This window comes from Alteromonas sp. CI.11.F.A3 (assembly GCF_032925565.1).
Classification (GTDB): domain Bacteria; phylum Pseudomonadota; class Gammaproteobacteria; order Enterobacterales; family Alteromonadaceae; genus Alteromonas.
Genome location: NZ_CP136708.1, coordinates 3,740,026 through 3,761,933 on the forward strand (window position 1 = coordinate 3,740,026; position 21,908 = coordinate 3,761,933).

The 21,908-nt window shown below is 43.7% G+C and carries 19 protein-coding genes; 5 read left to right on the forward strand and 14 right to left on the reverse strand.

Going from position 1 to position 21,908, the window contains the following annotated elements; all coding sequences use genetic code 11:
* Positions 1 to 55 precede the first annotated feature (55 nt).
* From bamA to rpsB, 9 genes are all read right to left on the reverse strand, one after another.
* The gene (gene bamA, locus R1T43_RS16095) at positions 56 to 2,533 is read right to left on the reverse strand and encodes an outer membrane protein assembly factor BamA (protein WP_317350349.1); all 2,478 of its coding nucleotides are present in this window, start codon (positions 2,531 to 2,533) and stop codon (positions 56 to 58) included.
* A gap of 58 nt (positions 2,534 to 2,591) precedes the next feature.
* Positions 2,592 to 3,944 (reverse strand): sigma E protease regulator RseP, encoded by a 1,353-nt coding sequence (gene rseP, locus R1T43_RS16100; protein WP_317350350.1) that lies wholly within the window; start codon positions 3,942 to 3,944, stop codon positions 2,592 to 2,594.
* Positions 3,938 to 5,125 (reverse strand): 1-deoxy-D-xylulose-5-phosphate reductoisomerase, encoded by a 1,188-nt coding sequence (gene ispC, locus R1T43_RS16105; RefSeq protein WP_317350351.1) that lies wholly within the window; start codon positions 5,123 to 5,125, stop codon positions 3,938 to 3,940. Before ispC ends, rseP begins: the two co-directional genes overlap by 7 nt.
* Positions 5,125 to 5,988: a phosphatidate cytidylyltransferase gene (locus R1T43_RS16110; RefSeq protein WP_057793430.1), complete on the reverse strand. Its 864-nt coding sequence runs from the start codon at positions 5,986 to 5,988 to the stop codon at positions 5,125 to 5,127. Before R1T43_RS16110 ends, ispC begins: the two co-directional genes overlap by 1 nt.
* A 54-nt stretch (positions 5,989 to 6,042) precedes the next feature.
* Positions 6,043 to 6,825, reverse strand: coding sequence for a polyprenyl diphosphate synthase (uppS, locus tag R1T43_RS16115; protein ID WP_211069716.1), 783 nt, complete (start codon positions 6,823 to 6,825; stop codon positions 6,043 to 6,045).
* A gap of 8 nt (positions 6,826 to 6,833) precedes the next feature.
* Positions 6,834 to 7,391, reverse strand: coding sequence for a ribosome recycling factor (gene frr / locus R1T43_RS16120; protein WP_013785186.1), 558 nt, complete (start codon positions 7,389 to 7,391; stop codon positions 6,834 to 6,836).
* Positions 7,392 to 7,413: 22 nt separating this feature from the next.
* Positions 7,414 to 8,151, reverse strand: a complete 738-nt coding sequence (gene pyrH / locus R1T43_RS16125) for a UMP kinase (protein WP_013785187.1) — start codon at positions 8,149 to 8,151, stop codon at positions 7,414 to 7,416.
* A gap of 241 nt (positions 8,152 to 8,392) precedes the next feature.
* Complete coding sequence (gene tsf / locus R1T43_RS16130; RefSeq protein WP_013785188.1) at positions 8,393 to 9,265, reverse strand: translation elongation factor Ts; 873 nt, start codon at positions 9,263 to 9,265, stop codon at positions 8,393 to 8,395.
* A gap of 123 nt (positions 9,266 to 9,388) precedes the next feature.
* Positions 9,389 to 10,120, reverse strand: a complete 732-nt coding sequence (gene rpsB, locus R1T43_RS16135; protein ID WP_211069717.1) for a 30S ribosomal protein S2 — start codon at positions 10,118 to 10,120, stop codon at positions 9,389 to 9,391.
* A 363-nt stretch (positions 10,121 to 10,483) separates the two neighbouring features.
* On the opposite strand from rpsB, the gene map reads away from it, so the two are divergent.
* The 3 genes from map (at position 10,484) to dapD (ending at position 15,218) form a co-directional block, all read left to right on the forward strand.
* Positions 10,484 to 11,278, forward strand: a complete 795-nt coding sequence (gene map, locus R1T43_RS16140; protein WP_211069718.1) for a type I methionyl aminopeptidase — start codon at positions 10,484 to 10,486, stop codon at positions 11,276 to 11,278.
* A 467-nt stretch (positions 11,279 to 11,745) separates the two neighbouring features.
* Entirely contained in the window at positions 11,746 to 14,397 is a 2,652-nt protein-coding gene (gene glnD / locus R1T43_RS16145) for a [protein-PII] uridylyltransferase (protein WP_317350352.1), read from the forward strand.
* On the forward strand, positions 14,394 to 15,218 hold the full coding sequence (gene dapD / locus R1T43_RS16150; protein WP_317350353.1) for a 2,3,4,5-tetrahydropyridine-2,6-dicarboxylate N-succinyltransferase: 825 nt from the start codon (positions 14,394 to 14,396) through the stop codon (positions 15,216 to 15,218). Before glnD ends, dapD begins: the two co-directional genes overlap by 4 nt.
* An 85-nt stretch (positions 15,219 to 15,303) precedes the next feature.
* On the opposite strand, the gene R1T43_RS16155 is transcribed toward dapD, so the two are convergent.
* The 3 genes from R1T43_RS16155 to R1T43_RS16165 form a co-directional block, all read right to left on the reverse strand.
* Positions 15,304 to 15,753: a flavodoxin gene (locus tag R1T43_RS16155; protein WP_231518009.1), complete on the reverse strand. Its 450-nt coding sequence runs from the start codon at positions 15,751 to 15,753 to the stop codon at positions 15,304 to 15,306.
* Positions 15,754 to 15,821: 68 nt separating this feature from the next.
* Positions 15,822 to 16,619: a tRNA pseudouridine(65) synthase TruC gene (gene truC, locus R1T43_RS16160; RefSeq protein ID WP_317350354.1), complete on the reverse strand. Its 798-nt coding sequence runs from the start codon at positions 16,617 to 16,619 to the stop codon at positions 15,822 to 15,824.
* Between the two features lie 3 nt (positions 16,620 to 16,622).
* A complete protein-coding gene (locus tag R1T43_RS16165; RefSeq protein ID WP_317350355.1) occupies positions 16,623 to 16,946 on the reverse strand; it encodes a YqcC family protein in 324 nt (107 codons plus the stop codon).
* 162 nt (positions 16,947 to 17,108) lie between these two features.
* Between R1T43_RS16165 and R1T43_RS16170 the strand changes: the two genes are divergently transcribed.
* The gene (locus tag R1T43_RS16170; protein ID WP_317350356.1) at positions 17,109 to 18,155 is read left to right on the forward strand and encodes a DUF3549 family protein; all 1,047 of its coding nucleotides are present in this window, start codon (positions 17,109 to 17,111) and stop codon (positions 18,153 to 18,155) included.
* Positions 18,156 to 18,158: 3 nt separating this feature from the next.
* Positions 18,159 to 18,464: a DUF3301 domain-containing protein gene (locus R1T43_RS16175; protein WP_013785197.1), complete on the forward strand. Its 306-nt coding sequence runs from the start codon at positions 18,159 to 18,161 to the stop codon at positions 18,462 to 18,464.
* Between the two features lie 588 nt (positions 18,465 to 19,052).
* Here R1T43_RS16175 and R1T43_RS16180 read toward each other — a convergent pair.
* Together R1T43_RS16180 and R1T43_RS16185 are read right to left on the reverse strand one after the other, a co-directional pair.
* Positions 19,053 to 19,220, reverse strand: a complete 168-nt coding sequence (locus R1T43_RS16180; RefSeq protein ID WP_317350357.1) for a hypothetical protein — start codon at positions 19,218 to 19,220, stop codon at positions 19,053 to 19,055.
* A 404-nt stretch (positions 19,221 to 19,624) separates the two neighbouring features.
* A complete protein-coding gene (locus tag R1T43_RS16185) occupies positions 19,625 to 21,694 on the reverse strand; it encodes a S9 family peptidase (RefSeq protein WP_317350358.1) in 2,070 nt (689 codons plus the stop codon).
* Between the last annotated feature and the right edge of the window lie 214 nt (positions 21,695 to 21,908).

Sequence of the window (21,908 nt, forward strand, 5' to 3'; positions counted from 1 at the left end):
AGGAACTCCTTTTATCCATCTTTTTATCTGGGTGCCTAGGGCCCCGTTTAATATTTTAGAATGTTTGACCGATATTAAAGGTGAAGAATTTAGCATCATCACCATCACGTTCTTGAATAGCTCTTGAGAAGCTAAATACCATCGGTCCCATTGGTGAAATCCATTGTACCGAAATACCAGCAGAACTACGATACAGTGACCAATCAGAATAGTCTATCAATGAACCATACTGAGTACTAGATTGACTAAAGTCTTTGTATTGGTCGTAATCGAACTCAGTATCCCACACGTTGCCCACATCCACAAATAGACTGGTTCGTACCGAGTTATCCATATCTGCTTCCACAAAAGGTGTGGGAACAATTAACTCAAGACCACCTAATGCCATCGCGTTACCACCAAGGCTGCGGCTTGATAATGTAATTACATCATCAATAGGGTCGGTTGGGTACACTTCGCCATCAGGGCCGGTTAAAGAGCCACTTGGTGAGCGAATGATACCACGCGGGCCTACGGTGTTGTTTTCAAATCCACGAAGTGAATCCGAACCACCTGCGGTAAAGTTTTCGGTAAATGGCAATATTTGCTCGTTACCATCTACATCACCATAGCCGTTACCGTAACCCAATCTAATTCTTGCAAGTACTGACCAACGCTGATTTCTAGACAGTGGGAAATACCACTTCCCATCAAACAAGGTTTTGAAGTAGTTCACATCTGAATTAGGTGTAGTGATACTAAATGAGGCACGCTGTGACGAGCCAGCCGTAGGGAATAAACCACGGTTTAATGTACTACGACTCCAACTTACGCTGGCAAGATAGCTATGGTATTTAATGGGCGCATCAGGATCATCTCCGTCAAGGAACTGGTTATAAAACTGTTCCGTTTGCTCATAATAACCACGGTTATAAAGCTCTACGTTGCTGTACGTTAGCCCGAAGTTGATTCGGTTAAATTCATTTATCGGATAACCGACATTTGCACCTACAGACCACTGCTTAGAGTTGTACTGGATAACGTTAAAGTCTGAGCCATCAAATTCACTATACCCTAGTGAACCACCTAAGCTTATGCCATCAATAGTAAAATACGGGTCGTTATACGTGATTTGTGCTGAACGTTGATAAGAAACCGTACTTAAGTTCAAGCCTACACGCTTACCTGTACCCAGGAAGTTATCTTGCTGGATACCCGCTTGAAGGCTTAACTTGGTTTGGTCACCGTAACCGATACCTGCGTTAAATGAACCAGAAGGTTGCTCTTTAACGTTGAAGTTAACGTCTACTTGATCGTCTTGGCCTGGAATTCGAATGGTTTCAAACTCAACCTCTTCCATATACGTCAAACGAGATAATTGGTTCTTGGATGACTCAAGTAAGTTATTTGATAACCATGTACCTTCCATCTGGCTTACGTTCTGACGTAACACGTTATCAGCAGTAACCACGTTACCGTTGAACTTAATACGTTTAACGTAGATACGTTTGCCAGGGTCAACTGACAGTGTCAGCTTAACCGTTTTATCTTCATCGTTGATGTTTGGTACTGTTGTCACGGTTGGATAAGCATAACCAAATCGCCCAAGGTACTTACTAATAAACTCTTCTGTGTAAGTCACTTCAGCTTGGTTATAAAGCTCACCTGGCGTAAGTGGTAGTACACGCTGAATATATTCTTCATGCCCAAGCACATCACCCACTAGTTCCACTTCTGAAATAGTGTATTGCTCGCCTTCACTTACGTTCATTGCAACGTAAATGCCCGACTTTTCAGGGGTCATAGATACTTGCGTAGAATCTACATTGAAGCGAAGGTAACCACGATCTAAATAGTGGTTACGTAGTGATTCCATATCACCTTGCAACGTTTGTTGCTGATAGCGAGTTTCCGACAAGAAATCCCACCATGGTGTATCGAACTGCAACTCAAACTGATCCATCAACTCAGCATCAGTAAAAATCTCATTACCAACGATGTTGATCTGTTGAATTTTAGCCGCGTCACCTTCTTCGAAAAGTAATTTCAAATCGACACGATTTCGAGGAAGCGGGGTAATAATCGCTGTAACGTCAGCGTTATATTTACCAATGCTGTAAAAGAAATCTTTCAAGCCGTTTTCGATTGACGTTAGAACGGTCTTATCTAAAGGCTCACCTAATCGTACGCCATTGCCGTCTAAGCTTTCTTGGAGTTGCTCATCTTTAATATCATCGTTGCCCTCAAAAATAATGTTACTTATTGTGGGGCGTTCGGCTACGCGTACTACCAATGTGTTGCCGTCACGCAGAATTTCGACATTTTCGAAATGCGTTGATGAGTACAGAGAACGGATAAGCTGAGTTACCCGGAAGGTATTTAGCTCATCACCAACCTGAACTGGCAAATAGGTTAAGGCTGCACCTAGTGCAACTCGCTGTAGACCTTCTACTCGAATGTCTTCTACAACGAATTCACTATTCTGCGCCGCAGCATTGGCAAAGCTAGCACTGGAAAAAATGGCTCCGGCTGCTACTAACTGTTTTAACTTCATCTATTTTTCTTTTCCTGGCCGCGTTTTATGTTAGCTGTTTTATGTTTCCTGACTTTCATCAGGCTATGCGAGCAATATCGTTCATAATAGCGATACCCATTATCATAAACAGAAGCACGCCACCGATTCTGTAACCCCACTCCTGTACCGCATCAGGCACAGGCTTGCCGGTAAGCCATTCCACGATGTAAAACATCAGGTGACCACCATCTAGCATGGGCAAGGGTAGTAAATTAATTATGCCTAAATTAACACTGATTAAGGCAAGAAAGCTCAAAAAGTAAGCCAAGCCGTAACCGGCACTGGTTCCTGCTCCTTGAGCGATGGATATAGGCCCACTTAAATTTTTCACCGACACATCGCCGGTAACCAATTTGCCTATCATCTCAACACTGAGTGTCATTAAGCGCCACGTTTTGTCTAGCGCTCTTCCAACTGCCTCTACTATGCCATATTGATGGGTAAACACATACCCTTCAGGCCAAGCTTCAAACGTTGGGCTAACCCCTAAATACCCAGTTTGCCCTTCTGGTGTATCGCGGCGCGCTATCGTTGCACGCAGTTGCTGGGGTTGTCCATCCCTTTCAATCGACAATACAACCGAAGCTCCGGGGCTTGCAACAATCACATCAACTAAGGCCTGCCATGTGGTTAATTCATCACCGTTTAAAGCGAGTAACTTATCACCTGGCTGCAAACCAGCCTCTTGTGCTGCACTGCCCTCTCCAACAAAACCCACTTCTAAAGTTGGATTAGGGCGAAAAGGGGTTATTCCTAGACTGCTTAAAGGAGACTCGCTATCAGGGTCAAAGTTCCAACCCTCAAGTGTAAATGTTACTTCTTTTTCTGTTTTATCTTGGGTCAAGACCGTCACTAACGCTGATTCTTGACCAATATAAGACACCACTTCAAGGTTCACCGCTTCCCAGTCTGGGGTACTACGGGAGCCTACTTTAATGACTTCATCGCCTTTCTCAATACCAGCTTGAGCTGCAATACTTTCAGGCTCAATATTGCCAATAACGGGTTTTACGGTTTGAAGCCCTACTAAGTACATCAACCACAATGCAAACACAGCAAAAATAAAATTCACGCCAGGCCCAGCAAAAATAATGGCCATGCGCTGTAATACCGGCTTATGGTTAAACGCTTTGTGTTCTAATTCTGGGGGCACATCATCGATACGCCCATCAAGCATGCGTACATAGCCACCAAGCGGGATCATAGCAATCACGTACTCAGTGCCTGTTTTACTGGTTTTACGCCAAAGCGGCTTGCCAAAACCAATAGAAAAACGCTCAACTTGCACACCGCAGCGCCGCGCTATATAGAAGTGGCCCCACTCATGTACCGCCACTAAAATACCTAGCGCGACAATAAATGCACCTAAGCTCCATAAAAATCCTAACACGTGAACTTACCTCTAATGACTTGGCCTGCAACCTCGCGGGCAGCAGTATCCTGTTCAAGGATTTGTTGGATAGATGAAACGGTTACCGGTTCCATTTTGTTTAGGGTTTCTTCATTAACCACCGCTATATCCATAAACCCTATTTTTCCCTCTAGGAAAGAGGCAACCGCTATTTCATTAGCCGCATTTAAACGGGTGGTGGCTGCTTGCCCTTCTCGGCATGCCTCAATAGCAAGCTTCAAATTTGGATAGCGCGTGAAACATGGCGTTTCAAAACTAAAGTTGGCCATATCAGAAAAATCTAACGGCTTCACACCAGCATCAATACGAGAAGGATAGGCAAGGCCATAGGCGATTGGTGTACGCATGTCTGGATTACCCAGCTGCGCAATAACCGAACCATCTATATATTGCACCATTGAATGAATAAAACTTTGTGGATGAACCACTACTTGAATGTCGTCTGGCGATGCACCAAATAACCAGCAAGCTTCAATAAACTCAAGCCCTTTGTTCATCATAGTGGCCGAATCTATCGTGATTTTACGCCCCATAGACCAGTTAGGGTGGCTACTCGCTTCATCAATCGTAATAGCATTGAAGGAACTTAAATCGCGTTCCCTGAAGGGACCTCCTGAGCCTGTTAGCAAAATCTTGCTAATACCCGACTTTTCTAATTCCCCATACTCGTAGCCTTGAGGGAGGCATTGAAAGATAGCGTTATGCTCACTGTCTATAGGTAAAATTTCAGCACCGCTTTGTGTAGCAGCATCAATAAATAACGCACCAGACATCACTAGCGCTTCTTTATTTGCTAGTAAAACCTTTTTGCCCGCTTTCACTGCCGCTAATGTGGGAAGCAAACCTGCCGCCCCTACTATGGCTGCCATCACGGTATCGACTTCGGCTGCACAAGATACGTCTTCTAATGCTTTAGCGCCGCAAAGTATTTCAGCGGAAATGTTGTATTCTGTCGCCAGCGCACAAGCCTCTTTGTACCTAGTTTCATCAGCTACCACAACGAATCGAGGAGAACACTTTTGCGCTTGCTGCATAAGCAATTCAAGCTGACCATTGCCGGTGATAGCAAAGGTGCGATATTTTTCAGGGTGGCGATTAATAACATCGAGGGTATTGCAACCAATAGAGCCGGTTGCCCCTAAAACAGTAACGGTTTGCATCACGCCATCCACGTTACATAACAGAATGCAAAGACTGGGAATGCAGCGGTTAAGCTATCTATTCTGTCTAAAACCCCGCCGTGTCCAGGCAAGATTTTTCCACTGTCTTTAATGCCAGCGCAGCGTTTTAGCATGCTTTCGTTTAGGTCACCTAATGCTGAAACCGCTACGGTAACGCCACCAATAATGAGGTGTAACCAAATACGAGAAGGCTCAACTTGGTAGTGCAATGCAGCAAAAGCGATAATGGCAAATGAAGCAGCGATGCCACCTAAAAGACCTTCTAAGCTTTTACCCGGAGAAACATTAGGACGGAGCTTATGGCGACCAAATTTAACGCCAACGAAGAAAGCACCTATATCTGCCGCCCACACAATACCTAACACGTAGAAGATAAGTGATGCGCCATAAAAGGGGTCGACATCGTGCAAACTGGTACGAAGGGCAATCACCGCCACCCAAGTTGGAATTAATGTCAGTAGGCCGAACACGGTACGTACACTGCGGCTTTCACGCCAAAACTTAGTATATTTAGGATAGGCTAATACCATGAATAGAGACACTATCCACCACACTACCGCTACACCTAAAATACCGTGATATAAATCGTGAAGCTGGCCTTGATACCAAATAACGCTGGTATCGACAATAAAAGATAAGCTGATGCAGATAGCGAATGCTGCTGCCATAAAGAGTATTTTTTTAGGGCGCTCACATATGCCGGACATATTAGCCCATTCATAAGCCCCTATGGCAACCACACCGGAAATCGCAATTTCAAACCAGAAGATAGGCAGAAACAGTATGGAAAATAGCGCCAAAGGCGCGAGAATTAACGCTGTTATTATTCTTTGTTTTAGCATAATTGGCTCTCGGCTCCTGTGCTCAGGCCTGCCCTGATGCCTGCCTGCATAGAGTTAGCTGCTGGCAGTATCAATTTGTTCACCGGTAAGACCGAATCGTCGTTGGCGAACATTAAAATCATCTACGGCTAATTGAAAAACATCTTCATTGAAGTCTGGCCATAGCACATCGGTAAAATATAATTCGGCGTACGCACACTGCCATAATAAAAAGTTGCTGATTCGGTGTTCACCACCTGTGCGTATAAGAAGATCGAGTTCAGGAAGGCTTGCTGTAGAGGTATGTTGATTAAAAACTTCCTCATTAATGTCTTGAAGTGACATTTCGCCTTGCTTAACTTTTTCAGCCACTTCTTTCGCGGCATTAACAATGTCCCATCTGCCGCCGTAATTGGCTGCAATATTAAGGACAAGATCGTTATTGCCAGAAGTCATTTCTTCCGCTTTGCGGATTTTTCCAACTAACTTGCTATCAAAAGCGCTTAAATCGCCTATAACTTTTAAGCGAACGCCATTTTTATGGAGTCGTTTGGCTTCACTGTTTAATACTAAATTGAACAGTTCCATCAATACACTGACTTCTTCTTCAGGTCGCTTCCAGTTTTCACTTGAAAAAGCGAACAAGGTTAAAGACTCAATACCAGTTTGACGAGCAAAGCGTACCACTGCTCGAACAGACTCAACACCTGCCTTGTGCCCGAAAGTACGAATTTTCCCTTTCTTTTGCGCCCAACGACCATTGCCATCCATAATGATGGCAACATGTTTAGGGCCAGCAACAGATGCTGGCCCTACTGTATCAGTCGTTTTGGCTGCGTTTGACCGCTTCCCAATCATAATACTTGTTACACTTCCATCAGTTCTTTTTCTTTAACAGCAAGCATGCCGTCAACTTTCTTAATGAAGTCATTCGTTAAAGACTGAATATTTTCTTCCGCTGCGCGGCTTTCATCTTCGCTGATTTCTTTCTCTTTAAGTAATTCTTTTACGTCGCTGTTGGCATCGCGGCGGATGTTTCGAATTGAAACTCGACCGTTTTCTGCTTCATTGCGCACTACGCGAATAAGATCTTTACGACGCTCTTCGGTAAGCGGAGGAAGTGGAATACGAATAGAACCACCAGCGCTCATTGGGTTTAATCCCAAATCTGCCTGCATAATGGCTTTTTCAACAGCTTGAATAGCACTTTTATCAAAAACAGTCAGTGCTAATGTACGGCTATCTTCCGCAATGACGTTAGCCACTTGCTTAAGCGGTGTATCTGTACCGTAGTAAGGTACCATAATGCCATCTAATAAGCTTGGATGAGCACGGCCTGTGCGAATTTTGCTAAACTGGCCTTTAAGTGCACTGATGCTTTTATCCATACGCTCTTGCGCATCTAATTCAATTTCATCAATCACGTTATATTTCCTATTTTCTTAATTAACTATTGTCAGCGTGACAAATTAGGGTGCCAACTTGCTCACCCATAACAACACGTTTCAAACAACCTGCTTCGTTCATGTTAAATACACGAATAGGTAGGCTGTGATCTCTAGCAAGTGTGAACGCTGACAGGTCCATCACTTTAAGTTCTTTCTCAAGTACTTCTTGATAAGAAAGTTGATCATATAAAGTAGCGTCTGGGTTCTTAACTGGATCATCGCTATAAACGCCATCAACTTTTGTGGCTTTTAGTACGGCATCGGCTTCGATTTCGATTCCGCGTAGACATGCGGCTGAATCGGTTGTGAAAAAAGGATTGCCTGTGCCCGCTGAAAAGATAACCACGCGGCCAGATTTTAATAAGCTAATTGCTTCTGCCCAGTTGTAAGCATCGCACACGCCATTTAACGGAATAGCTGACATCATACGCGCATTAACAAAGGCACGATGCAGAGCATCACGCATGGCTAAGCCGTTCATTACGGTAGCTAGCATACCCATGTGGTCGCCTACAACGCGGTTCATGCCAGCTTTTGCAAGCCCTTCGCCGCGGAACAAGTTACCGCCACCAATAACCAAACCTACTTGAACACCTAGTTCAACAAGTTCTTTGATTTCTTGGGCCATACGGTCAAGTACTTTAGGATCGATGCCAAAGCCTTCTTCGCCCATAAGGGCTTCGCCACTTAGCTTTAACAGAATGCGTCGATATGCTGATTTCGGTGTGATACTCATTATTCGATATGTCCTCGTAAACCCATTTTGTCTTATGCTTTTCTATTGTTTGCACACTGCCTTCGCAGGTAAAAAGAATAGGACAAAATGCTTTCGTAAACGTTTAAAGATTTTACCGCTCTGCGAATTAAATTATCCTAGCAAAACGGTAACTCGCGGGTACTAGCTATAAAAAAGCACCTCCGAAGAGGTGCCTTGTAGTTTATCTGACATTAGCACAATGCAAAAGATAAACGCCCAATTATTTCTTGGCCGCTTCCATTTGTGCTGCAACTTCTGCTGCGAAGTCTTCAGTTTTCTTCTCGATACCTTCACCCACTTCGAAACGTACGAAGTTAACAACATCAGCAGAGTTGTTTTTAAGCAACTCAGCAACGCTGATTGAAGGATCTTTAACGAAAGGCTGACCAGTCAAGCTTACTTCACCAGTAAACTTCTTCATGCGGCCTGCAACCATCTTCTCTGCGATATCAGCTGGCTTACCAGACTGCATTGCAATACCGATTTGGATTTCTTTCTCTTTCTCAACAACTTCAGCTGGAACATTTTCAGGCTTAACGAACTGAGGGCTAGCCGCTGCAACGTGCATTGCAATGTCTTTAGCCAACTCTTCGCTGCCACCAGTAAGAATTGAGATTACGCCGATACGACCGCCGTGCACGTATGCACCCAATGTATCGCCTTCCACGTTAATAACGCGACGAGGAGAGATGTTTTCACCGATTTTCGCTACTAATGTGTCGCGAACGTCGCTTACTTTAGCACCGTTAAGTTCAGACGCATTCAACGTGTCGATATCGTTGATGTTGTTCGCTGCTGCTATTTCTAGCAACTCGTTACCAAACTTAAGGAAACCTTCGTCACGTGCTACGAAATCTGTTTCACAGTTGATTTCAAGCATAGTCGCACGACCGTCTTGAACTTTAGTAAGGATTACACCTTCAGCTGCGATACGGCCTGCTTTTTTAGCTGCTTTCGCTTGGCCTGATTTACGCATGTTTTCAATGGCTAGCTCAATGTCGCCATCCGTTTCAACCAGGGCTTTCTTACAATCCAGCATACCTGCGCCTGTACGCTCGCGCAGTTCTTTAACTAGTGCTGCAGTCACTGCCATTTTTCAATTCCTCAGCAATAAATATAAATTCGGTTAGGTAAAAGGGGCGTTATCGCCCCTCTCAATACGTTTCGTATTGTTGCACTATCATATGCTTTTGATATGACAGTAAAGCGAACAGAATTACTCTGCTGCTTCTACGAAGTCGTCTTGCTCAGCTTGTACTTCTAGGTTGCTTTCGCGACCAGAGATTACAGCGTCAGCAGCGGCGTCCAAGTATAGTTGAACTGCGCGGATTGCATCGTCGTTACCAGGAATGATGTAATCAACACCATCTGGGTTAGAGTTAGTATCCACAACACCAACTACTGGGATACCCAAGTTACGTGCTTCTGTGATAGCAATGTGCTCGTGGTCTGCATCAACAACAAAGATAGCGTCTGGTAAGCCGCCCATGTTTTTGATTCCGCCAAGGCTGTTTTCAAGCTTTTCCATTTCACGCTGAAGCATTAGGGCTTCTTTTTTGGTCAGCTTTTCGAAAGTACCGTCTTGGCTTTTCTGCTCAAGTTCTTTCAAACGCTTGATTGATTGACGAACTGTTTTCCAGTTAGTCAACATACCACCTAACCAACGCTTGTTAACGTAAAACTGGTCACATTTAACAGCTGCATCTTTTACCGCATCGCCAGCAGCGCGCTTAGTACCTACGAAAAGGATTTTCCCTTTCTTAGATGCTACGCTTGATAGGTAGTTAAGAGCGTTGTTGAAAAGTGGAACTGTTTTTTCAAGGTTGATGATATGAACTTTGTTACGTGCGCCAAAGATGTAAGGTTTCATCTTAGGGTTCCAGTAACGAGTTTGGTGACCGAAATGCACACCGGCTTTCAGCATGTCACGCATAGAAACATTTGCCATTTTAATTTCCTCTCGGGGTTAGGCCTCCATATACCCATTGTATCGATCCCACCTATAAAATAAGTAGAACACCCCGATACGCAGTGTTGGTATATGTGTGTTTTAATTAAATTTAATTTACCCTTTTGACCAAGTGCTTTTGAGGGCATTCCGTCAGGGCGCGCGCTTTATACCATATTAAGCGTATCCACTCAAGTTTTACTGCCAGTTTAGCCATTACTTGCATTCTTTAAGACTGCCCCTATACACATTCAATCCTAATGGCTAAAATATACCTATATATAGATATATTCTGCGCGTTAACCTCTGCCCTATTTTACAAGCGGTAGCGTAACGGCCTAAATAAACGAATAGAGAGACGCTGTGTCAGCTATTATTAAGACCTCTGAAGAAATCGAAAAAATGCGCGTTGCTGGAAAACTAGCAGCCGATGTACTCACTATGATTGGCCCCTATGTGAAAAAGGGTGTGACCACAGATGAGTTAAATACGATATGCCATGATTATATTGTTAATGAGCAGCAAGCTATACCTGCGCCATTAAACTATGGTCACCCGCCTTTTCCTAAATCAATTTGTACGTCGGTAAACCATTGCATTTGCCACGGCATTCCGTCTGATAAAAAATTGAAAGATGGTGATGTTATCAATATCGATGTCACCGTGATTAAAGATGGCTATCATGGCGATACTTCAAAGATGTTCACAGTAGGTAAACCTGCAATATTGGCTGAGCGTCTAACTCGCATTACGCAAGAATGTTTATACAAAGCGATTAAAGAAGTTAAACCAGGCATGACGCTGGGTGATATTGGTCATATTTGCCAAACCCACGCAGAAGCGCATAACTATTCAATCGTTCGCGAGTACTGCGGCCATGGTATTGGTGCTAGCTTCCATGAAGAGCCACAAATTGTGCATTACGGTAAGCCTGGCACTGGCGATGTACTTGAAGCAGGCATGTGCTTTACCATTGAACCTATGGTGAATGCCGGTAAGCGTTACTCGAAAATTCTTCCTGATCAGTGGACCGTGGTAACGAAAGACAGAAGTTTAAGTGCACAGTGGGAGCATACCTTACTTGTTACTGAAGACGGTGTAGAAGTACTAACCCTGCGTGACGAAGAAGACCTTCCACGCGTCATTTCGCACAGCTAAATTTTCGCACACTGACAAATCATTGGTCAGTTTCGACAAACACCTCTTTGCCTAGTGTTTTATAGCGGATATCTAAACATATAGCAGCGTAAACCCTGTTTGGTTGCTATATGTTTTCTGCCTCTATTACACCGTCTTTTCTTATTCCTTTCTATTTCCTTTTTATTATTAGTGGCTACTATTAGTGGCTACGATTGTAACGCCAAAGCTTTTTTGTAAAAGCGACAGCATACTAGTTAACGCGCTGTTCTTTTTAGCTAATGCATTGGCTATTTTGAACTATCATTTTGCCTGTCTTGAAAACAGTGCCTTCTTATTACATCCTACAGTCGCAGCAGACCTATAACATTTTTGTATATTTATTCACAATTAGACCTTGAGTATGCAACTAATCGGCACTGCGATTTCGTTTCATTTCGTGATAAGGTTCGGTGTGTTCAAAAAGCTGTACGCATAGAAGGTGTAATTTGACGCTGCAATCCCTAATAAAAAATATTGATCAAATAACGTCGGTTGACGACTTAGTTGCCATCAAGTCGTGTGTGGAAGATAGCTACGCATGGATAAAAGCGTCATTCGATAGTATTCCTGTTAACCAACTTGTCACGGGGCGTGCCCAATTTGTTGATGCCCTTTTGTGTCACTTGTGGCACCTCTATGGTTTAGACAATGAAAGTGAATTAGCATTATGTGCCGTAGGTGGCTATGGACGGGGGCACCTTCAACCTTATTCTGACATCGATTTACTGATAGTGAGCAAACGAACCCTTAAGCCTACTACCCAAGAAAAAGTCAGTCGCTTCATTACGCTGCTTTGGGATATTAAGCTTGATGTGGGTCAGTCGGTGCGTACCATCAAAGAAACCGTCAGCCTAGCAAAAGATGACATCTCCATTGCTACTAACCTAGTGGAAAGTCGACTGCTTTGTGGCAGCGAATCTATTTTTGAAAAGCTATGGGATGAAGTTAATGGGCGAAATTCTTGGACGAGTAAAGCGTTTTTCTCGGCCAAGTACGATGAACAAAAGCGACGTCACGCTAAATTTAACGGTACAGCCTACAACCTGGAACCTAACATCAAAGAAAACCCAGGCTGCTTAAGGGATATCCAGTCTATTGGTTGGGTAGCAAAAAAACACTTTAAAGAATATGACGGCTGGAACCTTGTAGGTCACGGTTACTTTACCGAGCAAGAACACAGCGAATTAATTACCTGTAGAATGCATTTGTGGAAAATGCGTTGTGCCTTACATCTGGTTGCAGGGCGAAGTGAAAACCGCCTTCTTTTTGATTACCAACCTGATGTTGCCACCATGTTGGGGTATGGAGAAGAAGGAAAAAGCTCAGTTGAAAAAATGATGCGTGATTTCTTCCGCACCGTTGCCCGAGTTTCTGAATTGAACCAAATGCTTTTGCAACGGTTCAAGTATGACATGCTTAATCAGAGTGTTCAGCGTACCGCGATTATTAACGACAATTTCGAATTACTCGATAATATGATTTCGCCTCGCCATGAAAATGCATTTTCTTCGCCAGAAGCCCTTTTAGACTTTTTAAATGTGGTCACTAATACCCCTGAAGTTCAAGGTTTAAGCACCACCTGTATTCGCCAAATAAGAAACGCACATCGTGCATTTGAGGATGCTTACTTTGTTGAGCGCCCCGCATGCCGTGAAAAGCTCATGATCTTGCTTAAACAACCCGACTTTTTTAATTTTGGTTGGGACATTATGCATCAGTACGGCATTCTACAAGCTTACTTACCTGAGTGGGATGCCATCGTAGGGATGATGCAATTTGATTTGTTTCACGCCTATACAGTGGATGAACATACACACCGCTTAGTAAAGCACGTGAATTACTTTTTCTCGAAAGAGAACAAAGATTTTCCACGCTGCGGCCGCATCTGTCGTAATTTAGACAAGCCAGAAGTGTTGTATATTGCCGCTATATTTCACGATATCGCTAAAGGTCGTAACGGCGACCACTCAACGCTAGGCGCGATTGATGTGGCTAAGTTCTGTGAACAGCATGACGTACCGGCGAACGACGCGGCCATGATAAGCTGGCTAGTGGAAAACCACCTGCTAATGTCGGTAGTGGCACAACGCAGAGACATTTACGACCCAGACGTTATCAGTGAATTTGCTGGCGCGGTAAGAAGCCACAACCACTTAAATTTACTTTATACCCTTACTCTTGCAGACATTCGGGCAACTAACGATAATTTGTGGAATGATTGGAAAGCATCTCTGCTCAGAGAACTTTATTTAATGACGCAAAAAGCATTAGATAACGGGTTACAATGCCAAGTAACATTAAGTGAGCGAGTAACCACTCACAAATATCAAGCGCAACAAATTCTGCACGAGCGCGGGGTTAGCTCTGAATCGATTGATGGATTATGGGCGCGGTTAGATGATGACTATTTTGTACGATTCAAGCCCACCCAAATTGCATGGCATACCGAAGAAATCGTTAAGGCTCAGGATGATTGGCTAACACCAGATAGCGACCAGCTTTTAGTTAAAGCCAATGACAACAGTGCAAAAGGCGGCACGGAAATTTTTCTTTTCGGTAAAGATAGAAAAGCCTTATTTGCACAAGTAGCTTCCGTATTAGACAGTCGTAATTGCTCTATTCACGATGCCCATGTTACCGTAACCCGCGATGGCTATGTGTTTGACAGTATGTTGGTGCTTGAAAATGATGGTTCAAGGCTAACATCTGAGTCCCGTATTCAATCGCTAGAAAAAGCGATTAGCACTCAGCTTGAAAAACCAGGCCGTTCACACGAAAATAAGCGTAAACTACCTCGTCAAATGAAACAGCTAGACGTGCCAACTAAAGTACGCTTTTTCGGTGTGAGCGATGAAGCCACACTCGTTGAGTTAGAAGCACTAGACGCGCCCGGCATTTTGGCTAAAATTGGCCATGCTTTTGTTGATACCAATGTCACCTTAAAGCTGGCAAAAATTGCGACTATCGGCGAGCGCGCAGAAGATATATTTATTGTCAGTAATGATGCTGGCAAAGCATTAACCCAAGAACAACAAGTGAGCTTGAAAAAGCGCATTTTGTTTAAACTCGATCAACTTGAAGATATCACGATACCATGAATGAATTGAAAGCCATTATTGAAGACGCCTTCGAAAACCGCGACAACATTAGCCCTTCTTCTGCCTCTGCAGAAGTGAAACAAGCCGTTGCCGATGCTATTGCATTGCTTAATAGCGGTAAAGCGCGTGTAGCTGAAAAAATCGCGGGCGAATGGGTTGTTCATCAGTGGTTAAAGAAAGCCGTTTTGCTTTTCTTCCGCCTACACAACAACGACGTTATTGAAGGCGCTGAAAGCCGTTACTACGACAAAGTGCCTTTAAAATACAGCAACTATACTGCTGAACAATTTGCTAATGATGGCGCGCGTATTGTGCCTCCTGCTGCAGTCCGTACTGGTACCTTCGTGGGTAAAAATGCGGTTGTTATGCCTTCGTACGTAAACATTGGTGCATTCGTTGATGAAGGCACCATGGTAGATACATGGGCAACGGTGGGTTCTTGCGCACAAATCGGTAAGAACGTTCACTTATCTGGCGGCGTAGGCATTGGTGGTGTTTTAGAGCCACTTCAAGCGAACCCTACTATCATTGAAGATAACTGCTTTATTGGCGCACGCTCTGAAATTGTTGAAGGCGTTATTGTTGAAGAAGGCGCGGTTATTTCAATGGGCGTTTACATTAGCCAAAGCACCCGTATTTATGATCGTGAAACCGGCGAAGTACATTATGGCCGCGTACCTGCGGGCTCAGTAGTGGTTTCTGGTAACATGCCAAGTCCAGACGGTAAATACAGCCTATACGCTGCCATTATCGTGAAGAAAGTAGACGCTAAAACCCGTGCTAAAGTAGGAATTAATGCCCTACTACGCGGTGTTGAATAAGTCTGTATTCACGTATTAAACGTTTTGCATTAAAAAAGGGCGCTTAGCGCCCTTTTTTGTTTTTCGATATTTGATTCGAAACGCGTTACACGCCTAGCTGCGCTTTAATACTGTTTACCCACTCAATAACCATGGCTTCAGGTTCAAGGGTTTCAAGGGCATCCACTTCTAGCATATCGGCTACCGCTTTGCCTTGCAGCTCTAACAACAACTCGTTGAATTGACGACCAGCACCACAAAAGCTTTCCCCATAACTACTGTCACCTAACGCAGCAACAGCGAAAGGCTTGTCGTTTAACAAAGGGAACTCGTCTTTCAAGTCAGAGAAGACAAATTCTAAATTTGGTGGAACATCGCCTTGGCCAGTCGTAGAAGTAATCAATAAGATAGCGTCAGCATCGGTAAAGTCACTTACTGAAGGGTCGCTCTCAAGCTCGCAATCTACGCCTTGCTCTGCAAGATTTTCTTCAACCTGCTCTGCTACATGCTGCGCATTACCATACACGGTACCTGCAAAAATTTTTAATGTTGCCATTACTTCCTCATCATCTTTTCAAATCGTATGGGTTCCCGGTTAGGCAGTACACTTTCGTGGCCCAAACCTTAAACCTGGTATTCTTGCCACGCATTTAACACTCGTTGCATTTCTGAATGCATTCTAACAGACACCGATAGCCACTTTTTAGTTATCGGGTGATAAAAACCCATCTGCGTACAACTTAAGGCCAAATTTTGAAAACTAAAGTGGGTTTGCAAAAATTTGTTCTGTTTTCCGTCCCCATGAGTGGTATCACCCAGTATAGGATGTCTGATATGCACCATATGTCGGCGTAACTGATGTTTACGGCCTGTGGACGGCAAAAGTTTTACCAACGAATAGCGGGCAGTTTCATATTTGCCAACGGCGAAAGGTAGCTCATAGTTCGCTAAACTTTCGTATACCGTTGTAGCTTGTTGCGGTGCCTGTTGCGGGCGCTTGTGTTTATCGGCAATTTTATCGTAGCGATATTTGAGCGCATAATCGATAAGCCCTGAATGTTTAACGTAGCCACGCACAATAGCGTGATACTGTTTTTGTACCTGCTTATTCATCAACTGCTGGCCAAGCTGCGCTGCCGTTTTACTGTCGAAGCTAAACAAGAGTACACCAGATGTAGGTCTGTCTAATCGGTGGGCGGGGAATACATGCTTGTTAAGCTGATCCCTTAAGGTCTGCACCGCAAAACGCGTTTCATGCCTGTCGATAGGACTTCTGTGCACCAGTAAGCCAGGCGGTTTATCGATGGCCACGATATGCTCATCTTGATATAAAATATTGAGCGGTGGATATGGTTGCTCACTCGTACTGCCAGCATTTTTACTTGGGGTTTCACATTGGGTTAAAGGAAATTCTTCAGGCATAATTTACTTCTTATTGCGTTCGGTCAGTTTATCAAGTGCAAGCAACTGAACTAGGATAGGGTCGGGACAGTCTGGCGCATACATGTGCGCTGCAGGCGAAATTGTCATCTTCCCTGGTAACTGGCCTACTGCTATTAACTGATGACATTTAGGCACAAAGACATAGGCCAGCCACTCGAAAAAAGACAAGGTATCAATAGAAAAAGGCGCAGTACTGGCTAATTGCGCTTCGCTAGGTGCTTTGCTCGGCCAACGTTGCGTTTGGCGCAGCGCAGCTTCTAGCGCATTTAAATGATGCTCGAATTCTTCTATCAACTTCATCGTCATAACAGGGTTAACGGCTTGGCATGTAAATCAGAGCGGCAGTATACCAGAGGCAGCACGCATTCCGCTCGCGCCTTTAAAAGAACAATGCCTTTGCCAGTCGGCGGGTAATATATGCTAAACTTTGCGCCCTAAAATCAGTTTTATGAAGTGAGAACGCCTGAAATGAACGCAAACAGTATTAACTCTATCAGCGAATTTTTATTGCATGCAGGTACAGAATATATTGTTTTTGATATGGGTCGAAGACTCACTGCTTTGGACAATCAGGCGTTTTTGGATATAGAAAATGGCTCAACCGTGGCGCCCTTCCCTCGCCAGCAACATGCGTGGTTCGGCATCGTTTTTTGGAACAAGAACAGCTCAAACCAGCACTATATTTGGTTTATTAAATTACCACTGGACGAGCAAGGGTTGGTTGTTACAGCTACACGAAACCATTTCCTTCAAATTATCGTTGATGCACTAGGCCAATCAATTTCTGATGACTCTGAAGCGGCCAATACATTGCCAGATAACCCCTATTCATTTGTGCCTGCGCAGTCATTACTTGCGCAATTTAATGCACTGGTTCGTGCAAAGCTGAACCAGCCTATTAGCGCCAGCGCACAACACGTTATCGCCTATGTAAAAGCGCCTCAGGTGGCTGATTGGCAAAATATTCCCTTACAAGGGATTGCGGATGTAGTTACCCGGCTAGATACCATGGAAAATGGGCAAGAAGTGCAAGACTGTGTGCTCAGTAACTTTTCGCTTTTTGCTGAACCGTTTCAACGGGCTTTTATGGAAATGGCCGAAGTTGCCACCGTATCCGAGCCACTTAACCAATGCATGCTTTCGGTGTTAGACGGCGATGAAGTGAGTTTAGCTGCGCTACGTGGTTTATCTTGTGAAACCAAAAACGACACTATCTATACGCAATTAGTTTCGCACTTTGAAGCTAAGAAATTGAATCGCTTGGATATATTAAGTGTTATTGCCGCACGCCATTTTCAACAAATGGACGAGAAATTATTGTTACTATTTTTTGAAGCGGTTGCCGAGGTTGATAGCAAAGAAAACTACAATGGCGAAGTATTCCGCGGCTTCTTCTCAGATCTTGTTCAAGTACCCCAGTTACGTGAATTAGTGCTAGGCATACTAAGAACCCCAGAACGCAGTGACTTACTTGCCAGCGCAATTGGTACTTTGTTCTCGCAAACCAAGGGATAATGAATGACGCTTCTTGAATTAACGTTATGGTTAGGCTTGGGCTTTGTCGCCTTTCAGTTTTGGCGCATACGAAGTATTTCGGAATTTACCGATAGTTACTTGCGCCAGTATTGTAAAAACAATCAACTGCAACTGCTCAGTATCGCCAGAGCCAAAACCCGCATTACCTTCAACTACAGTAAGCCCGATTGGCATAACATTTTTGTGTTTGAGTTTTCAGGCAATGGGGAAGACAGATACAGCGGAGAAGTTGAATTGGTAGGTAAACATATTATTAGAACTACCTTGCCACCCCATAGGGTAAATTAAGTTTATCAGGCTTGTGCCACCCGCTATACAAATAGTCATTAACAAGATAACGGTGCCGAACAACACTGGATGACTAGTAAAATTAACACCTAGCAAAATTGACGTTTTTAGTGGTAACGCTAAAAATTACGCAAAAAAAGGGGTAGCCTCTCTGCTACCCCTTTTCCTGGAATTTTGAGTTTCCCTCTCTGCGTTCCTTTGCGACTAAAATCTTCCCGATTAAAATCCATATACGCCCCTTTCCATCTTCTCTCGCGTGTTCCAGTGCGAGTTACCCATCCTTGCGTAAGTCCCTTTCCATTTATCCTTAACATCCCACCTATCCTACACGTGGGGGCCTCATCCTAAGGCTGTTCCTTGCCAGCAAAAGCTGGTGTTCCTATCCTTTCATCCTTTCTACATTACACATCCTGTGCAACTTGCTCAATCCATAAGCGGTCCGTTCGTTCCTGAGCTGCCTTGCTCTTACGCATCCTGCGCAAACTATCCCTGCTTAAGCCTTCCAAGCTTTCCTTTACGATATATCCTATATCTTTCCTTTTTATGACGATCCTTCGCCAAATCCTTTCTACTTCCTGTTGCGATTCCTTATCGCTTACGCTTTCCTTGCTTGTCCCTTTGGTAATTCCATTTCAGCACGTCCGGTGCGCTTATCATCCCTGTGATGCTTCCTGCTTTTCCCTCTCCCCTCACTCCTGTTGAGGGATTCTCTTCCTTAAGTTGTCCAAGGCTGTCCTTAAAATCATCCTGACTCATCGTGTTTCCCTGTGACGCCATTAATAATATCCCTACCAAGAATTCCTGCTAGGCAGAATTACAATAAATTAAGGAGAAAGTAAGGAGTTACTATGATCTAAAAATGAAAAAACCATATAAATCAACAACATTAGACTTTAGTCTAGATATAAACCACGAAAAAAAACCCACATTTCCTACACTTTTGTAGGAAATGTCGTACAAAGCTTGTCGTCATTATGACCAATTGCGAATTTTGTGGTGTCTGTCATTCGAAACGAGAATCTCGTTCAAGAGAAAAATTGCACAAATTTACATCAATATGGAAAAGTCATGGCTCACTTTGGTATTGAGCTTAGTTAGTTTGCACGTAAAATTAAGCGCTTATGAAAAGAGGAGCGAAGACTCCTCTTTTGTGAAAGGGCCTAGTCGTTATTTATTGTGGATAAATGGTCTGCTAAACCGGGTATGGAGTCAGCACCATGAACGACTTCTATGCTTGAGTTGCTGAAATCATCGCCTATGGGCTCTATTCTGCCTCCCAAACAAGCGCCCAAAAAGGCTTCAGTAACGGCAAAAAATGAAAGGTTATTTTCCGGCTTATTAAAACCATGTCCTTCATCTGGGTAAAGTACATAAGTGACTGGAATATCCCGCTCTTTCATTGCATCTACAATTTGGTCAGATTCTGCTTGTTTCACCCGTGGGTCGTTTGCACCTTGCCCAATAAGCAAGGGTTTAACGATTTTGTCTACATGAGTGATAGGGGAGCGTGACTTTAACAGTGCTAGACCTTCTTCAGTGTTAGGATCGCCAATGGCTTGGTAAAATATTTGGCGAAAACTCTCCCAGTAAGGGGGAATAGAATTAAGTAAGGTCTCTAAGTTGGACGGGCCAACAATGTCTACTCCGCATTTAAAGGCCTCAGGTGTAAATGTCAGGCCGGTCAATGTGGCATAGCCACCATAACTTCCTCCCATAATAGCCACTTCATCGGTTTTTGTTATACCGCGGGAAACCGCCCAATTTTTTGCATCGATCAAGTCATCATGCATTGCGCCTGCCCACTCCTTATTCCCAGCATTTAAAAAGTCTTTACCGAACCCTGTTGAGCCGCGAAAGTTAACTTGTAAAACGCTATAACCTCGATTGTTTAGCCATTGGGGCATAGCACCAAAACCAAATTCATCCCGCGCCCAAGGACCGCCATGGACCAGTAATACCATTGGAGAAGCATGTTCAGCTATACCGTCTTGATTTGGGTCAGAAGCCAAAGGCAAAGACAAATAGCTCACTAAGTCTAAGTTGTCCCGTGAAGGGATAACCACGCCGTGCATAGTTGATAATGGAAGAGTGTCGATTTCTGGTTGTGTGATAAATAAATCGTTTAATGTGCCCTCTATGGTATTAAATACTTTGTAAACGGGTGACTGGTTGCTGTTATCGGTAAATACGGTCCAGAGGGAGTTATCTAATGTTTGTGCCAACACTTGGGAAGCGCCACTAAGTTGGCTGTTTAATTGACTGATCTTTGAGGTAAAAGTTTCGTCAATAGCGTACCAGACAGGCCGAACATAATTTAACGCATACGCTAGAGGTTGATGATTCCGAGGAGAAAATAACACATTAGACAAATCTACTTTTTCGTCGCTGGCGATAACTTCAACCGTATCTTGCCCTATTGGGAGATATACAAGAGCTGCGGTATTACGCTCTCGGGTATCGAGCATATATATACCGCGATTTTCATTATCAAAGCCAAGAATTGTGGTGGTTTGTACATCTGAAAATGGAATACTAAACCACAGGCTCCACTTATTATTCGATTTGCTAAACACTTGATTTGAGCCATCGGCAGCGCTCTTTACCGCAAGGCGTATCGTTAAGTCATTGTCTAGCTCGTAATACCCATAGCCATCATTCTGCTCAAGTAACGTACGCTTACCTGTTGCCACATTTACGCTATAGATATCATGCCACTTAGGATCGCGATCGTTCATCCCTACTATAACTATACCCTGATGATGTTCGCTTTGTTTCATTTGGGCGGCTTGTACCCCGTCATAAGGCGTTAAATCTGCTATCTCGCCACTATCAATATCAATTCGATAGAGATGCCAGTTTTCATCACCATTTTTGTCTTGAGTGAAAAAAATCTGACGACTGTCTAATGACCAAAAATGAGTGGGAATGCCGCGCCCTGTATCTTGGGTCATTGGCTTGGCGTTGGCGATATCCCCGAGTTCGGCAACCCAGAGATTCATTACGCCATCGACCGGCGCTCTGAAACTCATTTTATTACCATCTGGGCTAATTCTTCCCTGATAGCGACTTGGGTTTCCAAGCAAAACTTGTCGTGGAATTAGTGAAGATGAAACTGCTTTGTGTTCAGTTGAGAGTGCATTTGCGCTTTTGGTCTGTAATGTCTGATTTGTACAAGCAACTATCGAAAGTAGGCCGCTAATAATTATTGCGCCGTGTAATAGCCTTTTCATGAAGTTCCCTTAAATTTGGTATTTAGAAGTGGCCCAATACCGCTTACAACACTCTTGGTCCTTGTGTATTTGCATTATAAATATAGCTTAAAAATCACCCTACAGAATCAGCTTATTAGTTATCTCTAGCTTGCTTTACAAGTAACTGAAAGAGGTCCTCATTACGAATGATGATTGCCAGGGCTTTTTCAGGCGCACTAAAGCGAAGTTTTTT